This window comes from Cryobacterium sp. TMS1-13-1 (assembly GCF_004403125.1).
Lineage (GTDB): Bacteria > Actinomycetota > Actinomycetes > Actinomycetales > Microbacteriaceae > Cryobacterium > Cryobacterium levicorallinum.
Map to the genome: position 1 here is coordinate 141,787 of NZ_SOGX01000010.1, position 17,320 is coordinate 159,106.

Annotated in this window: 17 protein-coding genes and 1 tRNA gene; 16 read left to right on the top strand and 2 right to left on the bottom strand. The window is 64.8% G+C overall.

The genetic code is table 11. The features are described from left to right. The first annotated feature begins 67 nt into the window (after positions 1–67). The 10 genes from proB to E3T31_RS10030 all read left to right on the top strand — a co-directional run bounded on the left by proB (position 68) and on the right by E3T31_RS10030 (position 6,223). Complete coding sequence (gene proB / locus E3T31_RS09985) at positions 68–874, top strand: glutamate 5-kinase (protein ID WP_134441221.1); 807 nt, start codon at positions 68–70, stop codon at positions 872–874. A gap of 47 nt (positions 875–921) precedes the next feature. Further along, the gene (locus E3T31_RS09990) at positions 922–2,190 is read left to right on the top strand and encodes a glutamate-5-semialdehyde dehydrogenase (protein WP_134468602.1); all 1,269 of its coding nucleotides are present in this window, start codon (positions 922–924) and stop codon (positions 2,188–2,190) included. Between the two features lie 121 nt (positions 2,191–2,311). Further along, positions 2,312–2,521, top strand: a complete 210-nt coding sequence (locus E3T31_RS09995) for a hypothetical protein (protein WP_092450774.1) — start codon at positions 2,312–2,314, stop codon at positions 2,519–2,521. A gap of 15 nt (positions 2,522–2,536) precedes the next feature. Continuing rightward, positions 2,537–3,130 (top strand): nicotinate-nucleotide adenylyltransferase, encoded by a 594-nt coding sequence (gene nadD / locus E3T31_RS10000; RefSeq protein WP_134468603.1) that lies wholly within the window; start codon positions 2,537–2,539, stop codon positions 3,128–3,130. Continuing rightward, positions 3,127–4,080, top strand: a complete 954-nt coding sequence (locus tag E3T31_RS10005) for a hypothetical protein (protein WP_134468604.1) — start codon at positions 3,127–3,129, stop codon at positions 4,078–4,080. The genes nadD and E3T31_RS10005 overlap by 4 nt, the downstream gene beginning before the upstream one ends. A gap of 124 nt (positions 4,081–4,204) precedes the next feature. Next, a complete protein-coding gene (rsfS, locus tag E3T31_RS10010) occupies positions 4,205–4,618 on the top strand; it encodes a ribosome silencing factor (RefSeq protein WP_134468605.1) in 414 nt (137 codons plus the stop codon). 73 nt (positions 4,619–4,691) lie between these two features. Further along, positions 4,692–4,767 (top strand) — tRNA-Ala (locus tag E3T31_RS10015). A gap of 317 nt (positions 4,768–5,084) precedes the next feature. Continuing rightward, a complete protein-coding gene (locus E3T31_RS10020) occupies positions 5,085–5,429 on the top strand; it encodes an Lsr2 family protein (RefSeq protein ID WP_134468606.1) in 345 nt (114 codons plus the stop codon). A gap of 15 nt (positions 5,430–5,444) precedes the next feature. After that, positions 5,445–5,834: a YchJ family protein gene (locus tag E3T31_RS10025; protein ID WP_134468607.1), complete on the top strand. Its 390-nt coding sequence runs from the start codon at positions 5,445–5,447 to the stop codon at positions 5,832–5,834. A 47-nt stretch (positions 5,835–5,881) separates the two neighbouring features. Further along, positions 5,882–6,223 (top strand): TIGR02611 family protein, encoded by a 342-nt coding sequence (locus E3T31_RS10030; RefSeq protein WP_134468608.1) that lies wholly within the window; start codon positions 5,882–5,884, stop codon positions 6,221–6,223. Positions 6,224–6,243: 20 nt separating this feature from the next. Here the strand turns inward: E3T31_RS10030 and E3T31_RS10035 are convergent, their stop codons facing one another. Then, on the bottom strand, positions 6,244–6,642 hold the full coding sequence (locus tag E3T31_RS10035) for a hypothetical protein (RefSeq protein WP_134468609.1): 399 nt from the start codon (positions 6,640–6,642) through the stop codon (positions 6,244–6,246). 354 nt (positions 6,643–6,996) lie between these two features. On the opposite strand from E3T31_RS10035, the gene glgX reads away from it, so the two are divergent. From glgX to E3T31_RS10060, 5 genes are all read left to right on the top strand, one after another. Next, positions 6,997–9,183, top strand: coding sequence for a glycogen debranching protein GlgX (gene glgX, locus E3T31_RS10040; RefSeq protein ID WP_134469222.1), 2,187 nt, complete (start codon positions 6,997–6,999; stop codon positions 9,181–9,183). Continuing rightward, positions 9,183–11,528 carry a malto-oligosyltrehalose synthase gene (gene treY / locus E3T31_RS10045; RefSeq protein ID WP_134468610.1) on the top strand — a complete coding sequence of 782 codons (2,346 nt, stop codon included), beginning with the start codon at positions 9,183–9,185 and terminating at the stop codon, positions 11,526–11,528. The genes glgX and treY overlap by 1 nt, the downstream gene beginning before the upstream one ends. After that, positions 11,525–13,279 (top strand): malto-oligosyltrehalose trehalohydrolase, encoded by a 1,755-nt coding sequence (gene treZ, locus E3T31_RS10050; RefSeq protein WP_134468611.1) that lies wholly within the window; start codon positions 11,525–11,527, stop codon positions 13,277–13,279. Before treY ends, treZ begins: the two co-directional genes overlap by 4 nt. Positions 13,280–13,357: 78 nt before the next feature. Beyond that, positions 13,358–13,885: a hypothetical protein gene (locus E3T31_RS10055; protein WP_134468612.1), complete on the top strand. Its 528-nt coding sequence runs from the start codon at positions 13,358–13,360 to the stop codon at positions 13,883–13,885. Next, positions 13,882–14,628, top strand: a complete 747-nt coding sequence (locus tag E3T31_RS10060) for an enoyl-CoA hydratase/isomerase family protein (RefSeq protein ID WP_134441233.1) — start codon at positions 13,882–13,884, stop codon at positions 14,626–14,628. The genes E3T31_RS10055 and E3T31_RS10060 overlap by 4 nt, the downstream gene beginning before the upstream one ends. A gap of 217 nt (positions 14,629–14,845) precedes the next feature. Here the strand turns inward: E3T31_RS10060 and E3T31_RS10065 are convergent, their stop codons facing one another. Continuing rightward, positions 14,846–16,444, bottom strand: coding sequence for an HNH endonuclease signature motif containing protein (locus tag E3T31_RS10065; protein ID WP_134468613.1), 1,599 nt, complete (start codon positions 16,442–16,444; stop codon positions 14,846–14,848). A 323-nt stretch (positions 16,445–16,767) separates the two neighbouring features. Between E3T31_RS10065 and E3T31_RS10070 the strand changes: the two genes are divergently transcribed. Continuing rightward, positions 16,768–17,235, top strand: coding sequence for a hypothetical protein (locus E3T31_RS10070; protein WP_134468614.1), 468 nt, complete (start codon positions 16,768–16,770; stop codon positions 17,233–17,235). The last annotated feature ends 85 nt before the right edge of the window (positions 17,236–17,320 follow it).

Below are 17,320 nucleotides of genomic sequence, written 5' to 3' on the forward strand. Positions count from 1 at the left end.
CTCGCCGGAGGACCAGTTACATGTGCGGTTGCAGTCCGTTGATACGTGCACTATTCATGGTTTCCGAGTGAGGGCCCGCTCGCAGGAACTTGTTCGTTCGGCGGCGCGCATCGTCGTCAAAGTGGGTTCCTCGTCGATTAGCGGCGAGAATTCCGGGCAGATCGCACCGCTCGTTGATGCCCTCGCCGAAGCCCATGGCCGCGGCACCGAGGTCATCCTGGTGTCGTCGGGTGCGATCGCCATCGGCATGCCGTACCTGAAGCTGCAGGAGCGCCCCACCGACCTGGCGACCCAGCAGGCCGCGGCATCCGTTGGTCAGAATTTGTTGATTTTTCGCTACCAGGACAGCCTCGACCGCTACGACATCGTCGCCGGGCAGGTGCTGCTCACCGCGAGCGATCTCGATAACGCCACCCACCGCGGTAATGCGCAGCGGGCGATGGAGCGCCTGATGGCGTTGCGGATCCTGCCGATCGTGAACGAAAACGACACGGTGGCGACCCACGAAATTCGATTCGGGGACAACGATCGACTCGCCGCTCTCGTAGCCATCCTGATCGACGCCGACCTGCTGGTGCTGCTCAGCGACGTCGACGCGCTCTACACCTGCCCGCCGCACCTGCCTGGCGCCGAGCGCATTAGCCACGTCGCTTCCGGCGATCCGCTGATCGGCATGGAATTCGGCGCGACCAAGGTCAACGGGGTGGGCACCGGGGGAGCGAGCACCAAGATCACGGCTGCCCGGATCGCCGCGCAGGCCGGAACCGCCGTGCTCGTCACCGCGACCGGCCTCGTGGCCGAAGCGTTGCGCGGCGAACCGGTCGGCACCTGGTTTGAACCCTCGCCGGCACCGTCGGCCCAGCGCATCCGCTGAGAAAGTCTAAATAGTCTCTCGGCAGGCCCTCCGGTAAACTGGAGGGCATGTTGCAGTCACTGAACGATGTCGCCCAGCTCACCCCCACCCTTGAGGCCGCTCGCACCGCTTCCCGGTCGCTCGCTTCGGCACCGACGGAGGTGAAGAACAAGGCGCTCAAGCTGATCGCCCAGTCTTTGCGGGAGAACGTCGCGGCCATCGTCACAGCGAACCAGATCGACCTCGATGCTGGGGCGACCAACGGCCTGACCGCCGGGCTGCTCGACCGGCTCAAGCTCGACGAGGCACGTATCACGGCTCTGGCTGATTCCGTCGACCAGATCGCCCTGTTGACCGACCCGGTCGGCCAGGTCGTGCGCGGCAGCAGCCTGCCCAACGGCATCAAGATCAGCCAGGTGCGCGTGCCGTTCGGCGTCATCGGCGTCATCTATGAGGCCCGCCCCAACGTCACCGTCGACCTCGCCGCCCTGGCCATCAAGAGCGGCAACGCTGTCGTGCTGCGCGGTGGGTCCGCCGCCGAGAACAGCAACCGAGTTCTCATCGATCTCGTCCAGGCCGCCATCGCCGCCGCCGGGCTCAACCCCGACTCGGTGCAGACCATCGATCCCTTCGGCCGGGCCGGCGCGACCGAACTCATGAAGGCACGCGGCTTCGTCGATGTGCTCATTCCGCGCGGCAGCGCCAACCTCATTCGCACCGTCGTGACCGAGTCCCAGGTTCCCGTCATTGAAACCGGCGCCGGCGTCGTGCACATCTTCCTCGACGAAACGGCCACCAAGCAGTGGGCGATCGACATCGTGCACAACTCCAAGACGCACCGGCCCAGCGTCTGCAACGCCCTCGAAACCCTGCTCGTGCACCGCAGCGCCGCCGAACGACTTCTGCCCGACGTGCTGGCCAAGCTGGAAGCCTCCGGGGTCACGATTCACGCGGATGCCCGCACCCGCGCCCTCCACCCGTCCGCCGTCCCGGCGAACGACGATGACTGGGCCACCGAATACATGAGTCTCGATCTTTCGGTCGCGATCGTGGATTCTCTCGACGAGGCGATTGCGCACATCCGTCGCTATTCGACCGGGCACACCGAGTCGATCATCACCAACGACCTGCAGAACGCGGAGCGGTTCCTGAACGAGGTGGATTCGGCCTCGGTCATGGTCAACACCTCGACTCGGTTCACCGACGGCGGCGAGTTCGGTTTTGGCGCCGAGGTGGGCATTTCCACCCAGAAGCTGCATGCCCGCGGCCCGATGGGGTTGCCCGAGCTGACCAGCACCAAGTGGATCGTGCGCGGCACCGGACAGGTGCGCTCGTAGCTTTAGCCAGGTCGCTGCTGGCTGCCGCTAGAATGGACACGGCGGCGTGAAACGTCGCACCCATAATTTGATTTGAACAGCTCGAGCAGCGTGCTGGTCGTTGTGCCTGAATGGAGAACCGATGTCCTTTGTGACTGCTGTGCTGACCGAGGTCGAGCACATCGCCCTGCCGCTGCCCCTGATTGCCTACCCGATGGTCGCGGCCGTGCTGTTCCTCGCCCTCGGCATTGTGCTGTGGAGCTTTCGCGATGTCTCCAACCGTCACAGTGGTAAAGCCGACGCCTACGCGGCGGCGCACGGCGGACACGGCTCCAGCACCGGTGGCCACTAGAATCCTGATCGTAACGTGACAGTTCGTCGTCCGCGCATCGGCGTGATGGGCGGTACCTTCGACCCCATCCACCACGGACACCTCGTCGCCGCGAGCGAAGTGGCTCAGAGCTTCGACCTGGACGAAGTCGTCTTCGTACCCACCGGGCAGCCTTGGCAAAAAAGCGGCGTGACCCGCGGGGAACATCGCTACCTGATGACAGTCATTGCCACCGCGTCGAATCCTCGATTCACCACCAGCCGCGTCGATATCGACCGGGTCGGGCCGACTTATACGATCGACACGCTCCGGGACCTGCACGAGGAACGACCAGACGCCGAACTGTTCTTCATCACCGGAGCGGATGCCATCACGCAGATCCTCGGGTGGAAAGACGTGCGCGAGCTGTGGCAGCTGGCCCATTTCGTCGCTGTGAGTCGCCCGGGGCATGAGCTGAGCGTTTCGGGTTTACCCAACCAGGACGTAAGCTTGTTGGAAGTTCCGGCACTGGCCATTTCGTCTACTGACTGCCGGGCACGGGTCAATCGGGGTTTCCCGGTTTGGTATCTGGTCCCCGATGGGGTCGTCCAGTACATCTCAAAGCATCATCTGTATCGGAGTGTGGCATGACGTTGGGAGAGCCTCAGCCGCTCAGCCGACGTCAGGCGCGGGAACTTGCGCGTCATCAGGAGCCCGTTCCCGTTCTTGACGTGCCCGCGCTGACCCCCGCAGCCTTACGCCCAGCTGCGCAGGCAGCCCAGGGGAGTGCCCCCGGCGCGCGGCGTTCCAGCCGCCACCACACGTCCGACCGGGCCAGCGAACCGGCCGAGTCGGCGGCATCCACTGCACCATCGGAAACCCCGACACCCCCGTCTGCGGTTCCCGCCGCCGAGCACACCCTCAGCCGCCGCGAACTGCGAGCACTGCAGGCGCGTCAGAATCCATCAGATCAAGAGGATGCCGTTCCGACGGTGTCAGAGCCGGTCGCGCGCGAGGCCGCGGTTCCCGAGGCCGAGCGGATCGAACTGGAGCTGATCGAACCGGAGCAGATTGAGCCGGAGCGGAGTGAGCCCGCCGGTTGGACTCCGCCCGTCGGTCATGGGTCCGTTGATTCGGGCGAGCAAACGCCGGTGCACGCACCCGCACAGTCGCTGGATGAATTGATCAATCGCGGAATCGGCGCCGGCGGCATCCCAACGACGACGAATGCGCTCATTCTTCCGTCGATTCCGCATCAGGGCCCCAGCGTAAGTCCGATCTCCAACACCGGTGAGATCATAATCACGGGATCTTTCGATCTGCCACGCAGTCTTGGCTCCACCGGTGCGCATCCCAATCTGTTTGATTCGTCCGAGATGGACCACATGATGGACCAGCTCGATGCTGACCAGCTTGGCGGCGACTCGGCACCGGTCAGTGCCAGTCGCGCAGTGAGTACGCATGCCTCGACTCGCGGCATGCTGACGCCGCCAAAGAAGCAGCGGGCGTCGCTTCCCATGGTTCTGGTCATCACGACGGCGATCCTCGCGGTCAGTGTTCTCGCTCTCTTTGTGACTGGCTATCTGTTAGGCATTTTCTAGTGCCGCTACGCGGATCGATCCCACCATTTTCTCCGACGCGTCGATGTGACTCGTTTCCCTCCGTTCCCCCCATCATCGCCGCGTGCGCATTCACGCCCCGCGGCACAATCTCAAGGATTCAGTTATGACCACGTCGCCGCACGCCCTCGAGCTGCTCAAAATTGCCGTTGCCGCCGCCGATTCGAAGGGTGGGGAAGATCTGGTTGCGCTTGACGTGTCCAATCCGCTTCCCCTGGCTGATATCTTCTTCATCGTCACCGGACGCTCCGAACGCAACGTTGTTGCCATCGCCGGTGAAATCGAAGACAAGCTGATCGAGGCCGGCCACAAGCCGCTCCGCCGTGAGGGACGCGCTGCCGGACGCTGGGTTCTCGTTGACTTCGGCGACCTGGTCGTGCACGTCTTCCACGAGGAAGAGCGCCAGTACTACGCTCTGGAGCGCCTGTGGAAGGATTGCCCGGTGATTCCGACCGGGATTCCGGCCAAAGTGGCAGCCGAAGTTGACGCAGAAGGCGACACGGAAGAGGTCGGGGAGTAGCTTCGGTTTCGCAGATCACATTCTGTGTTGTAAGCTAACAAAGTTGTTTCGGAGAGATTCGAAACAACAATCTGGGTCCGTGGCGCAGCTGGTAGCGCACCTGCATGGCATGCAGGGGGTCAGGGGTTCGAATCCCCTCGGATCCACCAGAATAGAAAAGCCCCGACAGTGTCGGGGCTTTTTTGTGCCCTCTCCCGGTATTTTTGGAGCCGGCTAAAAAGTGTTGCAATCTTCGTGACGAGTTTTTTTCGTGAGTTTCTGCGGGCGAGTGCCAGAGTTAGTCGAGTCCCCGACCTCGGTGGGCAAGAGTGGCAGGCTCACCAGGTTCAAAGTTGCCGAAGAAATATCGCGTGGCGGGTATCGGAAAAAGTTTCGGGCAGCGATAATCTCTTAGTGGTCAATCCCACAAGCACGAATTCAATATATGCGTCCCGAATGCATCCCTCATAAATTGGAGATATACAGCATGAAGAAGACCACCGTTCAATTGTTAGACGACCTCGACGGTTCCGTTATCGAGAATGGCTCGGGGGCATCCGTTTCTTTCGCGTTTGAGGGCGACTCCTATGAGGTCGATCTGTCAGAAAAGAATCTCGCTGAGTTTCGTGCAGCCTTGAAGCCCTACGCCGACGTTGCCCGCAGAGTTGGCTATGTTCCCGCGAAAGCGCGAGCCGCCAACGGAGCAAAGTCGGATCGTGCCGAGCTTCAGGCCGTGCGGGCATGGGCTGCAGCCAATGGCATTCAGGTTTCCGACCGCGGGCGCATTGCGGCGACCGTGCGTGAGGCCTATTCAAGAGCACAGGCCAACTAAGACAGGTTCTGCTTTATGCACGAGGATGTGCGGTGTCCCTGCCTGAGCGGAGACACCTATTCCGCCTGCTGCGGTCGGTTTCACGCCGGCGCGACCGTTCCTTCCACCGCCCAGTGGTTGATGCGGTCGCGTTACAGCGCCTTTGCACTCGGTCACGCGCAGTATCTTCTGGACACCTGGCATCCGCTCACTAAGCCCAGCTCGCTCGAATTAGACCCGTCCCTCACCTGGCGTCGCCTTGATATTCTGCGGACCGAGAGCGGGGGAATGCTCGATAGCGACGGCGTCGTCGAATTCACTGCTCACTATCGCCAGGATGGTATTCCCGGGCAGCAACATGAAGTTAGCCGCTTTCAGAAGGTGACGGGGCGTTGGTATTACCTCGACGGTGAATCGGCGGGCTGACCACTCCCGGCGGCGTCTTCCCAGCCATGCGTCATAGATTGAATGGCATGTCTAACGCCCTCTCCCGCGATATCGCCACCGGCACCGATCCCCGGCATCCGGTGCGTCGCGCGTTGGGTCGGGCACGGGCCTGGGTTGAGGGGCATGCTTATCTGCTCTTCGCCTATCGCCTGGCGGTTGCCCTGCTGGGCACCCTCGTCATTCTGGTGGGAATTATTCTGATCCCCCTGCCTGGGCCGGGCTGGCTCATCGTTTTTCTGGGCCTCGCCGTGCTTGGAACGGAGTTCGCCTCGGCTCGACGGGTGGGTGCGTTCCTCAAACGGATCGTCACTCGGGCCTGGGCCTGGTGGCGCGCACGCCGTGATCGCCGCGTTGCGAGCTCGGCGTAACCCTCGCCAGGGCAGCTGCCTCAGCGGCCAAAGGGCATGGCGGGAGCACTGAAGAACAGTGACGCCAGAATGGCGACGTAAACGATGACGAAAATTGCCGGGGTGACGTAGCGCACGACATTCACCCACGGCGCCATGGCAATGATGCACTGGGTGAGCGCGCTGGGCGCTTCCAGGGCCCGCAGGTCGGCGATGACGGCGAGACCCTCGTTGGCGGCACTTATCTGCGCAAGGGCACCAAAAATACCCGAGGCGAGCAGGATGCCTGCCGCAGCGATGCGTACGGCCGGGTCAGCGGTTGCCAGCCCGAGTGCGAGAAAGCCGACGACAGCGGTCAGCAGAAACGTCGGGGCGGCCTGGGACACGATAATGTGTGCGCGTGCCTTGCCCCAGAAAGTTATGAGCTGGGATTCCGTCATGGTGGCTCCATTCGTTGTGGCACCACCGACGGCGCCTGACTCCATTCTTGCGTGTTCAGCGAGATCATCCGATGGATCGGACGACGAATTGGCCGAGCCGTTGGCCGAGCCTTTGGTTCGGCGCACCGCATCCACGATGAGATTCGGGCTGTCGCTGGAAAGACAGTGCCGGTTGGCGACTGACCCTCCAGCGCCGCGAGGAACTTCGCAGGGTCCCAACCAACTCCCGCTCGAGCGGAAGGCAGATATGTCGGCGGATGCCTGTAGCGTATTCTCCAAGCGCGGCCACCGTCGGGTGCTGCCGTGTCCCTCAACTCGCACCTGACCGTGTCCCACCTTCCCTCGAGGAGTCTCATGGAAACCTGGCCCGGCAACGCCTACCCCCTCGGCGCAACCTTTGACGGGAGCGGCACCAACTTCGCTCTGTTCAGTGAGGCTGCCCAACGCGTCGAACTGTGCCTCTTTGATGAAGACGGCGGTGAGACGCGCATCGAGGTACGCGAGTCATCCGCTTATATCTGGCACTGCTATCTTCCGCTCGTGCAGCCGGGCCAGCGCTACGGCTACCGGGTGCATGGCGATTACAACCCCGCAGCGGGCAACCGGCTCAACCCGAGCAAGCTGCTGCTTGACCCCTACGCTAAGGCTACGACCGGGGCCATCGACTGGGATCCGTCGCTGTTCTCCTATGACTTCGACGACCCGGATTCCCCGAACGACGAAGACTCCGCGGCACACATGATGCTCGGCGTCGTCGTCAACCCATTCTTTGACTGGACCGGCGACCGGTCGTTGCGCACGCCATACAGTGAGTCCCTGATCTACGAGGCACACGTCAAAGGACTTACCAAACTTCAGGAATCCGTACCGGAGACCCAGCGGGGCACCTACGCGGGATTGGCGCATCCTTCGGTCATCGACCATCTGCAGAAATTGGGGGTGACGGCTATCGAACTCATGCCGGTGCACCAGTTCGTGAACGACGGCACCCTAATGGAGCAGGGCCTGAACAATTACTGGGGCTACAACTCGATCGGATTCTTCGCGCCGCACAACGCGTATTCCTCCACTGGTGATCTCGGTCAGCAGGTGCAGGAGTTCAAGGGCATGGTGCGCAGCCTGCACGCCGCCGGAATCGAAGTCATCCTCGACGTGGTCTACAACCACACCGCCGAGGGCAACCACATGGGACCGACCCTGTCGTTCAAGGGCATCGACAATGAGGCCTACTACCGCCTGATGGACGACGACAAGCGCTACTACATGGACTACACGGGCACCGGCAACACCCTCAATGTTCGACACCCGCACGTGCTGCAGCTCATCATGGATTCGCTGCGCTACTGGGTGCTCGAGATGCACGTTGACGGCTTTCGGTTCGATCTGGCCTCCGCTCTGGCCCGAGACCTGTACGAAGTCGACAAACTGTCCACCTTCTTCGAGCTCGTGCAGCAGGACCCGATCGTGTCGCAGGTCAAGCTCATCGCCGAGCCGTGGGACGTCGGGCCGGGCGGCTACCAGGTCGGTAATTTTCCCTCCCAGTGGTCGGAATGGAACGGCAAGTACCGCGACACCGTTCGAGACTTCTGGCGGGGAGAGCCGTCCACACTCGGCGAGTTCGCCTCGCGCGTGGCCGGCTCGGCCGACCTGTACGAGCACTCAGGGCGGCGCCCGATGGCCTCGATCAACTTCGTCACGGCGCACGACGGCTTCACCATCGCTGACCTCGTGTCCTACAACGAGAAACACAACGATGCCAACGGCGAAGACAACAACGACGGCGAATCGCACAACCGGTCCTGGAACTCCGGCGTCGAGGGCCCTACGGACGACCCCGAGATTCGCGGGCTGCGCGCCCGCCAGACGCGCAATTTCCTTGCCACCCTGTTGCTGTCGCAGGGGGTTCCGATGCTGTTGCACGGCGACGAACTGGGCCGCACCCAGCTTGGCAATAACAACACCTACGCGCAGGACTCCGAACTGACCTGGGTGCACTGGGCCGAAGCCGACCTGCCACTGATCGAGTTCACGGCGGCGGTCTCCCGCCTGCGCCGCGAGCACCCGACGTTCCGGCGCAGCCGGTTCTTCGACGGACGCCCGGGCAAACGGGTAGCAGGGGAGTCCCTGCCCGACATCGTCTGGCTCAACACCGACGGCGAGCCGATGGCGTCAGAAGAGTGGGACGAGAATCTGGCCCGCACGGTGGCCAAGTTTCTCAACGGCAACGGAATCCGCGAACGCGACGTGCGCGGGCAAGAGGTTGTCGACGTCAATTTTCTGCTCCTGTTCAACGCGGATGCCGAGGACGTCGAATTCAAGCTGCCGCCCGATGAGTACGCCCCGGCCTGGGAGATCGTCGTCGACACCGCCGGCGAGGGGGCCGATTCCATTGCCCGTCCGGCCGGAGCCATTCAAACGGTAGTTGGTCGGTCCCTCGTGGTTCTGCGCGCCTATCACGAACCCGAAGCTGCCCCGGATCATTCGGTGGCCGCGTCACTCGCGGGCAACACCGGGTTGATCACCGTCCCGGGCCTGACCTGATGCCGCTGAGCACTTATCGGCTGCAGATCACGGCCGGATTCGACCTCGATGCAGCGGCCGAAATCGTGGACTACGTGCGCTCCCTCGGTGCCGACTGGGTCTACCTGTCGCCGCTGCTGAAGGCCGAACCCGGATCGGATCACGGCTACGACGTGGTCGACCACTCGCTGGTCGACCCGGCCCGTGGCGGTGCGGCGGGGCTCGTCCGGCTTGCAACGGCGGCGCACCAGGCCGGGCGCGGCGTGCTCGTAGACATTGTGCCCAACCATGTGGGGGTCGCCAGCCCGGCGCAGAACGCCTGGTGGTGGGACCTGCTGCAGAACGGTCAGCAGTCGCGCTATGCCGAGGCCTTCGACGTCGACTGGGCGTTCGGCAATGGCAAGATTCGCATTCCGGTTCTCGGCGACGATGGTTCGGACGAAAGCACGGAACTCGACCGGCTCGAGATCGTGGGCGGCGAGCTGCATTATTTTGACAACCGATTTCCTCTGGCGGCCGAAAGCAACAATGACGGTGCCAGCCCGGCCGATGTGCACTCCAGACAACACTACGAGTTGGTGAACTGGCGTCGCGCCGACGCCGAGTTGAACTATCGCCGATTTTTCGCGGTGAACAGCCTCGCTGGTATCCGGGTCGAGGTGCCGTGGGTGTTTGAGGAATCGCACCGCGAGATCGTGCGCTGGGTGCGCGACGGCCTCGTGCAGGGATTGCGGGTCGACCACCCCGACGGGCTCGCCGATCCGGCCGGCTACCTGGAATCCCTGCGGCGGGCCACCAACGGCTGCTACGTTCTGGTCGAGAAGATCCTGGAAGGGCGCGAAGCGCTGCCGACCAGCTGGGCGACTGCCGGCACCACCGGTTATGACGCCCTCGCCGACGTCGACCGGGTACTCGTCGATCCGGCCGGCCAGGAGCCTCTCGATGCGCTCGAGGCCAGCCTGCAAGGCGTCGCCACCGACTGGGCCGACCTGGTCTATCGCAACAAGCGCGACGTGACCGACGGCATTCTGCGCTCCGAGGTGCTGCGAATCGCCCGACTCGTGCCCAGCGATACGGGGAACCTGGCACAGACCGCCGAGGCCCTGGCCGACCTGCTGGCCTGGTTTCCGGTCTATCGCTCGTACCTGCCCGTTGGCTCGGACAATCTGCGCGAGGCGGCCCGCCGCTCGGCTACCCACCGCCCGGAACTTCAATCCGAGATCGACCGGCTCCTGCCCCTGCTCGGCGACCCGGGGCATCCGGCCGCCGTGCGGTTTCAACAGACCTCGGGCATGGTCATGGCCAAGGGCGTGGAAGATCGGGCTTACTACCGGTTCAGTCGGTTGACCTCGCTCAACGAGGTCGGGGCCGATCCCGACGAGTTCGCCGTGACGGTGGCTGAGTTTCACAAGCGGCAGCGCACGCGTCAGGCGAGTTTTCCGCACTCGATGACGACGCTGTCGACCCACGACACCAAACGCGGCGAAGACGTGCGGGCGCGCATTGCGGTGCTTGCCGAGATCCCCGCCGAGTGGGCGGAGGCGCTACACCAGCTGCGGGCAGCGCATCCGCTCGACGATGCGCCCTTCGAGAACCTGCTCTGGCAGGCGATCGTGGGCGCCGGGCCGGCCAGCCGGGAGCGGCTCGCCGCTTACGCCCTCAAGGCCGCGCGCGAAGCCGGCACGTCGACCACCTGGACCCAGCCGAACACCGGGTTCGAAGCGGCTCTCGACGACCTCGTCACGGCCGCCGTTGAGTCGGGGCCGACCCGCGATCTCCTCACCGCACTGGTTGACCGGCTGCAGCAGCCCGGGTGGAGCAATTCGCTTTCCCAGAAGCTGCTGCAGCTGACCATGCCGGGCGTCCCAGACGTTTACCAGGGCAGCGAGTTGTGGGAGACCTCGCTCGTCGACCCCGACAATCGTCGCCCGGTCGACTATGCGCTGCGCCGCGAGCTGCTGACCCGTCTGGAGAGCGGATGGCTCCCCCCGGTCGACGAGACCGGCGCCGCCAAGCTGCTGGTCACCTCCAGCGCCCTGCACCTGCGCGGCGACCGGCCAGACCTGTTCACCCGCTACCTGCCCGTGCCCGCCTTCGGCCCGGCTGCTGGCCATGTCGTCGCGTTCGACCGCGGCGGAGCGATCACCGTGGCCACGCGGCTGCCGATCGGGTTGCACGAGGCCGGCGGCTGGCGCGACACGACCATTGCCGTGGCCGGTCGCACCGTCGTCGATGTGTTCACGCGCCAGCGCTTTGACGGCCCGAGCCTGCGAGTCGCCGATGTGCTGGCCCGGTATCCGGTGGCGTTACTGGAAGCTGCCGACGACCGAGACCGCCCTTCCCACCGCATCGGACGTCACACATGAACGATCAGAGATTCGAGGTCTGGGCACCCGACGCGCAGACCGTGCAGTTGGTGTTGGGCACGCGAAGGCTGGAACTTACCGCCCGCGATGACGGCTGGTGGGAACTGCCGGCATCCGCTCGACCGGCGGTGCGCGCCGAGATCGACTACGGCTTCATCGTGGACGGGCGCGGGCCGTACGCCGACCCGCGATCACGGCGGCAGCCTGCCGGGGTGCACGCCCCGTCGCGTAGTTTCGATGCGTCCGTGCATGTCTGGCAGGATGCCGACTGGACCGGGAAGCAGCTGGCCGGCGCCGTCATCTACGAGTTACACGTGGGAACCTTCACACCAGAGGGTACGTTCGGGGCGGCCGCGAGCCGGCTTGATCACCTGCAATCGATCGGCGTCGACTTCGTCGAGCTGTTGCCGGTGAATGCCTTCAACGGCACCCACAACTGGGGCTACGACGGTGTGCTCTGGTACGCCGTGCACGAGGGTTATGGCGGCCCGGCCGCGTACCAGGCCTTCGTCGATGCTTGCCACCAGCGTGGCATTGGCGTCATTCAGGATGTCGTCTACAACCACCTCGGCCCGAGTGGCGACTATCTGCCACAATTCGGTCCCTACCTGAGCGAGGCCGCCGGTAACACCTGGGGGTCCTCGCTCAACCTCGACGGGCCGCACTCCGACCCGGTGCGCCGATACATTCTCGACAACGCACTCATGTGGCTCGGCGAGTACCACGTCGACGGCCTGCGCCTCGACGCCGTGCACGCGCTGCGCGACAGCAGCGCCACCCACCTGCTCGAGCAACTCTCCGTCGAGGTCGCCGCGCTCAGCGCCGAGACCGGGCGGCCCCTCACCTTGATCGCCGAATCCGACCTAAACGATCCGCGCCTCATCACCCCCCGAGAGGCGAACGGCTACGGCCTCGACGCCCAGTGGAGCGACGACTTTCATCACGCCGTGCACGTCGCCCTCACCGGGGAAACCTCGGGGTACTACGCCGACTTCGAGCCGCTCGACGCCCTGGCCAAGGTGCTCACCCACGGGTTTTTTCACGACGGCACTTATTCGAGTTTTCGGGAGCGCACCCACGGTCGCCGGATCGACCGGGAACGGATGCCCACTTGGCGGCTGGTCGTCGCATCCCAGAATCACGACCAGATCGGCAACCGGGCCGTCGGCGACCGGCTCAGCGCCCAACTGGATGTCGGCCAGCTCGCGATTGCCGCGGCGCTGACCCTGCTCGGCCCGTATACGCCAATGTTGTTCATGGGGGAAGAATGGGGGGCGACGACGCCCTGGCAGTTCTTCACCTCGCATCCCGAACCCGAACTCGGCACGGCTACGGCCACTGGACGCATCAGCGAGTTTGCCCGCATGGGCTGGAATCCGGCGATCGTCCCCGACCCGCAGGACCCGGCGACGTTCGAGCGCTCCAAGCTCAACTGGAACGAACTGGCCGAGCCCGAGCACGCTCGACTGCTCGAATTCTACCGTGCTTTGGCTGCGCTGCGCCGGACCCACCCCGATATCACCGATCCCCGGTTCGACCAGATCGCCGTCGAGTTGGATGCGGCCGAGGGATGGCTGCGGCTGCACCGTGGCCGCACCAAGATTCTGATCAACCTCGGCGAGCGTTCGGCGCACATCCCGGCCGGCGGGGGAGAGGTCGTGCTGTCCTTCGCCGCCGCTGGCGATGCTGTGCAGAGCCGACTGCTCAACGCCCTGCAGCTGGCTCCGCACTCGGTCGTCGTGCTGGCTTGATTTGTTCAAACGACGCGTTGGATCTGGCAAGATGGGGCTGCTGCCTCCAGTCGCAGCACACTCGATGGGGGACCACGCATGGGATCGTTTCTGGCGCCGACCACGGCGGCCGCGCTCGAGCGGGTGCTGACGCTGCAAACGGATGCCGCTGGTTCGCCCCTGGATCGGCTGCGCGCCATCCGCTCGCTGCAGACCGCCCTCGAACAGGACCCGGCGACCCTGGCCGCTGTTCGCGGCGCCCTCGCCGCTGACGTGTCGTGGGACCAGATCGCTGATGCGACCGGACTCAAGCCTCCGGCGGCCAAATGGCGTTGGGGCGGCACCGACGACGAGATCAGCGCCCGCCTCGAAGCCGGCCGCAAACGATCCGTGCGGCCAAGCAGTGTGCCGACCGACCTCCCCGGTCTGTCCGTCGCCGAGGCGGCGGCCGAACGCGGTGTGAGCGCTCAGGCGATTTACCTGCAGGTGCGGCGCGGCACCCTGGTCAGCCGCACGGTGACCCTGCCCGACGGCCGCAATTACAAGCGGGTGTTCCCGGCCGGCACGACTGACCCCGATTCCAGCCCCGACCTCGACCCCGACCTCAACGGAGACGTCCCACAATGAACAGCATTCCCACTACTCTCACGATTGAGCATCGCGCCGACCGGGTGCACGTGCAGCTCGACCGGCCCGACGTGCGCAACGCCATCGACCAGACCATGATCGATGAGCTGCACGCAATTTGCGCTGAACTGGAGCAACAGCCGCGTATTCTGATTATCAGCGGAGCGAACGGTGTCTTCGCCTCGGGTGCCGACATCGCCCAGCTGCGCGAACGGCGCCGCGACGACGCGCTGCTCGGCATAAACTCCGGGCTGTTCTCCCGCATTGCGAAGCTGCCGATGCCGGTGATCGCCGCGATCGACGGCTGGGCGCTCGGCGGCGGCGCCGAACTGGCCTATGCGGCTGACTTTCGCATCGCCTCCACGAGCGCCCGGATCGGCAATCCGGAGACAGCCCTCGGCATTCTGCCCGCTGCCGGTGCGCTTTGGCGACTGGCCGAGCTCGTCGGCGAGCCGGTGGCCAAGGAGATCATCCTGGCCGGACGCATTCTGAGCGCCCCCGAATGCCTTGCCGTGCATCTGGTCACCGAGGTGCACGACCCCGACGACCTGCTCGCTGCCGCCCACGCGCTGGCCGACCGCATCGCCGCGCAGGACCCGCTGGCGACCCGTCTGGCCAAGGAAGTTTTCCACGCTCCGCGGGCGGCGCATCCGCTCGTCGACAACGTTGCTCAGTCGATTCTGTTCGAATCCGAGGCCAAGTTCGCCCGAATGGATGCCTTCCTCGCCCGTCGCAAGCGCTAGACGAAGACCACGGCTAAAGCGGTGACGGTGCCAATAGCGATCGCAGCCCATTCCATGACTACTCCCTCGTTGCGCCCAGTATCGCATCGGGAGGCCACTCGCGTGCGGTTGCGACTCACTTGGATGTAGCCACGGCGAATTCAGGAAAGGGCCAGACTCGTTCAGCGCTGGACGCTACGCCAACAGCACTGCACCGCCACATTGAACACACTTCAGCTCACGTGCGCCAGGGTGGTTCCGGGCTGGGCGTGTTGGCCCGGTGGGTCTGGGCGGGTCGCCAGGTTTGGGACGGGTCCCACAGCAGTGGGCCGAGCACTTGGGGTCGGCGTTTGATCATGCGGATTTTCCACCCGTTTGTGTTGATGGTGTGGTGGTGGAACCAGCACAAGAGTGTTCCATTTTCGATGTTGGTGGGGCCGCCCTGTTCCCAGGGGAGGACGTGGTGGACTTCGGTCCAGCGGGCGGGGATGGTGCAGCCGGGGATGATGCAGCCGCCGTCCCGGGCGGCAATTGCCGCGCGTTGTTTGGCGGTGAAGCAGCGGATTTTGCTGCCGAGGTAGAGCACGTCGCCGTCGTCGCCGAAGAGGACCTGCTGGTAGCCGCCTGCGCAGATGAGTTCTTGCACGCGGCGGAACGATACCGGTGCTTCGATGCCGTCGATCCAGCCGACGCCGCGGCCTTGGTCGAGGTCGACGGCGTTGATGTGCACCATGACGGTGGGGGCGGCTCCGCCCATGGTCGGGGTCTTCGGGTCTCGTGCGGCCGCCTCGAGCACGGCGCGGAGGATGTCGGCACGTTTCTCGCCCGCGGTGCGGCGGTCGCCGTCGAATCGGGTGTCGCCGGTGAACGGGTCGGCACTGAATGGTTCCGTGCCGAAAGCGGCCGAGCCGGGGATGCTCTCCACCCCGTCGATACCGTCGATGCCGTCCAGCTCGGGCTTATTGCGGCTCTCGAGCAGTTCGGTGGGTACGAAGATGGGGGTGCGGGATCGCGCCGACAGGTAGGTGTCGAAGAGGGTGTCCATAACACCGCGCAGTTCGGGCGTGACGTCGGCGCGCAGCGGGTAGAGCCCGTTGCGGAGCAGGCCAAACGTCAACGTGCTCTTTGCCTCCACGACATTGTCATTGGGGGCGGTGCCGTCGGGGTCGAGCCGCCCCTGCCACTCCATCGCCTGCGCCCGCAGCATGTCGGGAGCGAAGCGGATGCCCGCACCCGGCAGCCCCGCAGTTTCCGGCGTGATCGCTCCAGTCGCCGACGCGACCAAAGCGCGTTCGACGCGGTCAAGGTCGTCCGGACCGACCCGGCCCTGCAACGCGGTCAGGGCGGTGGCGATGATCTCCGCCGATTCCACCCCGAGGTCGCCGCTGACGAGCCCGTCGGCGATGACCGGGTATCGGGCGGGGATCGGCAGTCCGAGCGGGGTGCGCTCGACGGCGCCCTCGCCGAGCTTCAGACGGCGTTTCGCTTCCCGGCCGGAGATGCCGGCGATCTGGGTGATGAACTCGACCCGGTTGCGGCATCCGTTCTTGTAGGCCAACGAGCCGTTGCCGAGGTCAGTTTCGGCACGCGCACCAATGTCGGTGGTCGACCGCAGCCTTGCCCCATCAACCTTGCGACCCAGCCTCTCCAGGGCTGCCAATACCGCGACGGCCTCGGAGTCTTCGAGCTGACCAAACCGCACCCCGTCCAACGCTCCCGCCAGAATCGCACCGGCCTGAGCAATCACCACCACCCGAGAACCTTCAGGCTCCGGGATCGAACCGGCTGCTGCTGGCGGGGCGGTGAGGGTCATGGCGTCGGCGCCTCCTTCATCCATAATTATAACCCGCAAAGTACATTAACGCGAGGGAATCTCACTGTATCCTGACAATGGATCAGAAATATTTCTGACTTTTCGAGTGCAACTGCCGATCATGTTGCGCTACTCCCGCTGAGCGATTCCCCGGGGTTGTAACTGGCCGCATAAGCGGGTGAATTGCTACGTCACTCGGCGGAGCAACCATTCACGCGCTTTCGCGAGCTGGAGCTGGCAATCAGGCCGGCCGGAGCAACCGGCCCGTCCGTGATTGGATGGGATGAGTGCGAGCGCGGACGTGTCGTCCGGCACGTGATCGGGGGAGCTCGAACGTTCCCTGGACCATGATGGTGACGAGTCCGGTCGTGGCCGTTATCGGCGGGTTGGTCGTGCTGGGCGGGGTCGTCGCCGTGATCGCGCTGCTCGGTGATGACGCGCAAGACTCGTCAACAGCCGTCCTGACCGCGGTGATCCTCGGTGTGATTCTGATGTTCACACTGGGCTTTGTGCAGGTTCGGGTGAGCGTCGATAAACGCGGGCTGCGCGTGGTGTCGTGGCTTCTGGGCATCCGTTCGAAGCAGGTGCCGCTCGATCAGGTGGAATCAGCTTTCGCCGAGACCCTAAGCCCGCTGCGGTCGGGCGGCTGGGGCTACCGCCTGACGAGCGGGCGCACGGCCGTGGTGATGAGGGGCGGCTCGGCCCTCGTGGTCAACCTACGTCGCGGCAACCAGTTCGCCTTGACGGTCGACGACCCGGAAGCCGCAGCCGCGCTGCTGATGGCACTCAGCGACCGGAACCCGCCCACAATCTGAAGGCTGGGCCCACCTTAGGGAAGTGGGCCCATGATCCATCATGGGCCCACTTCCCGGGCCCGGGCCCCGAACAGGGTCGGCCACG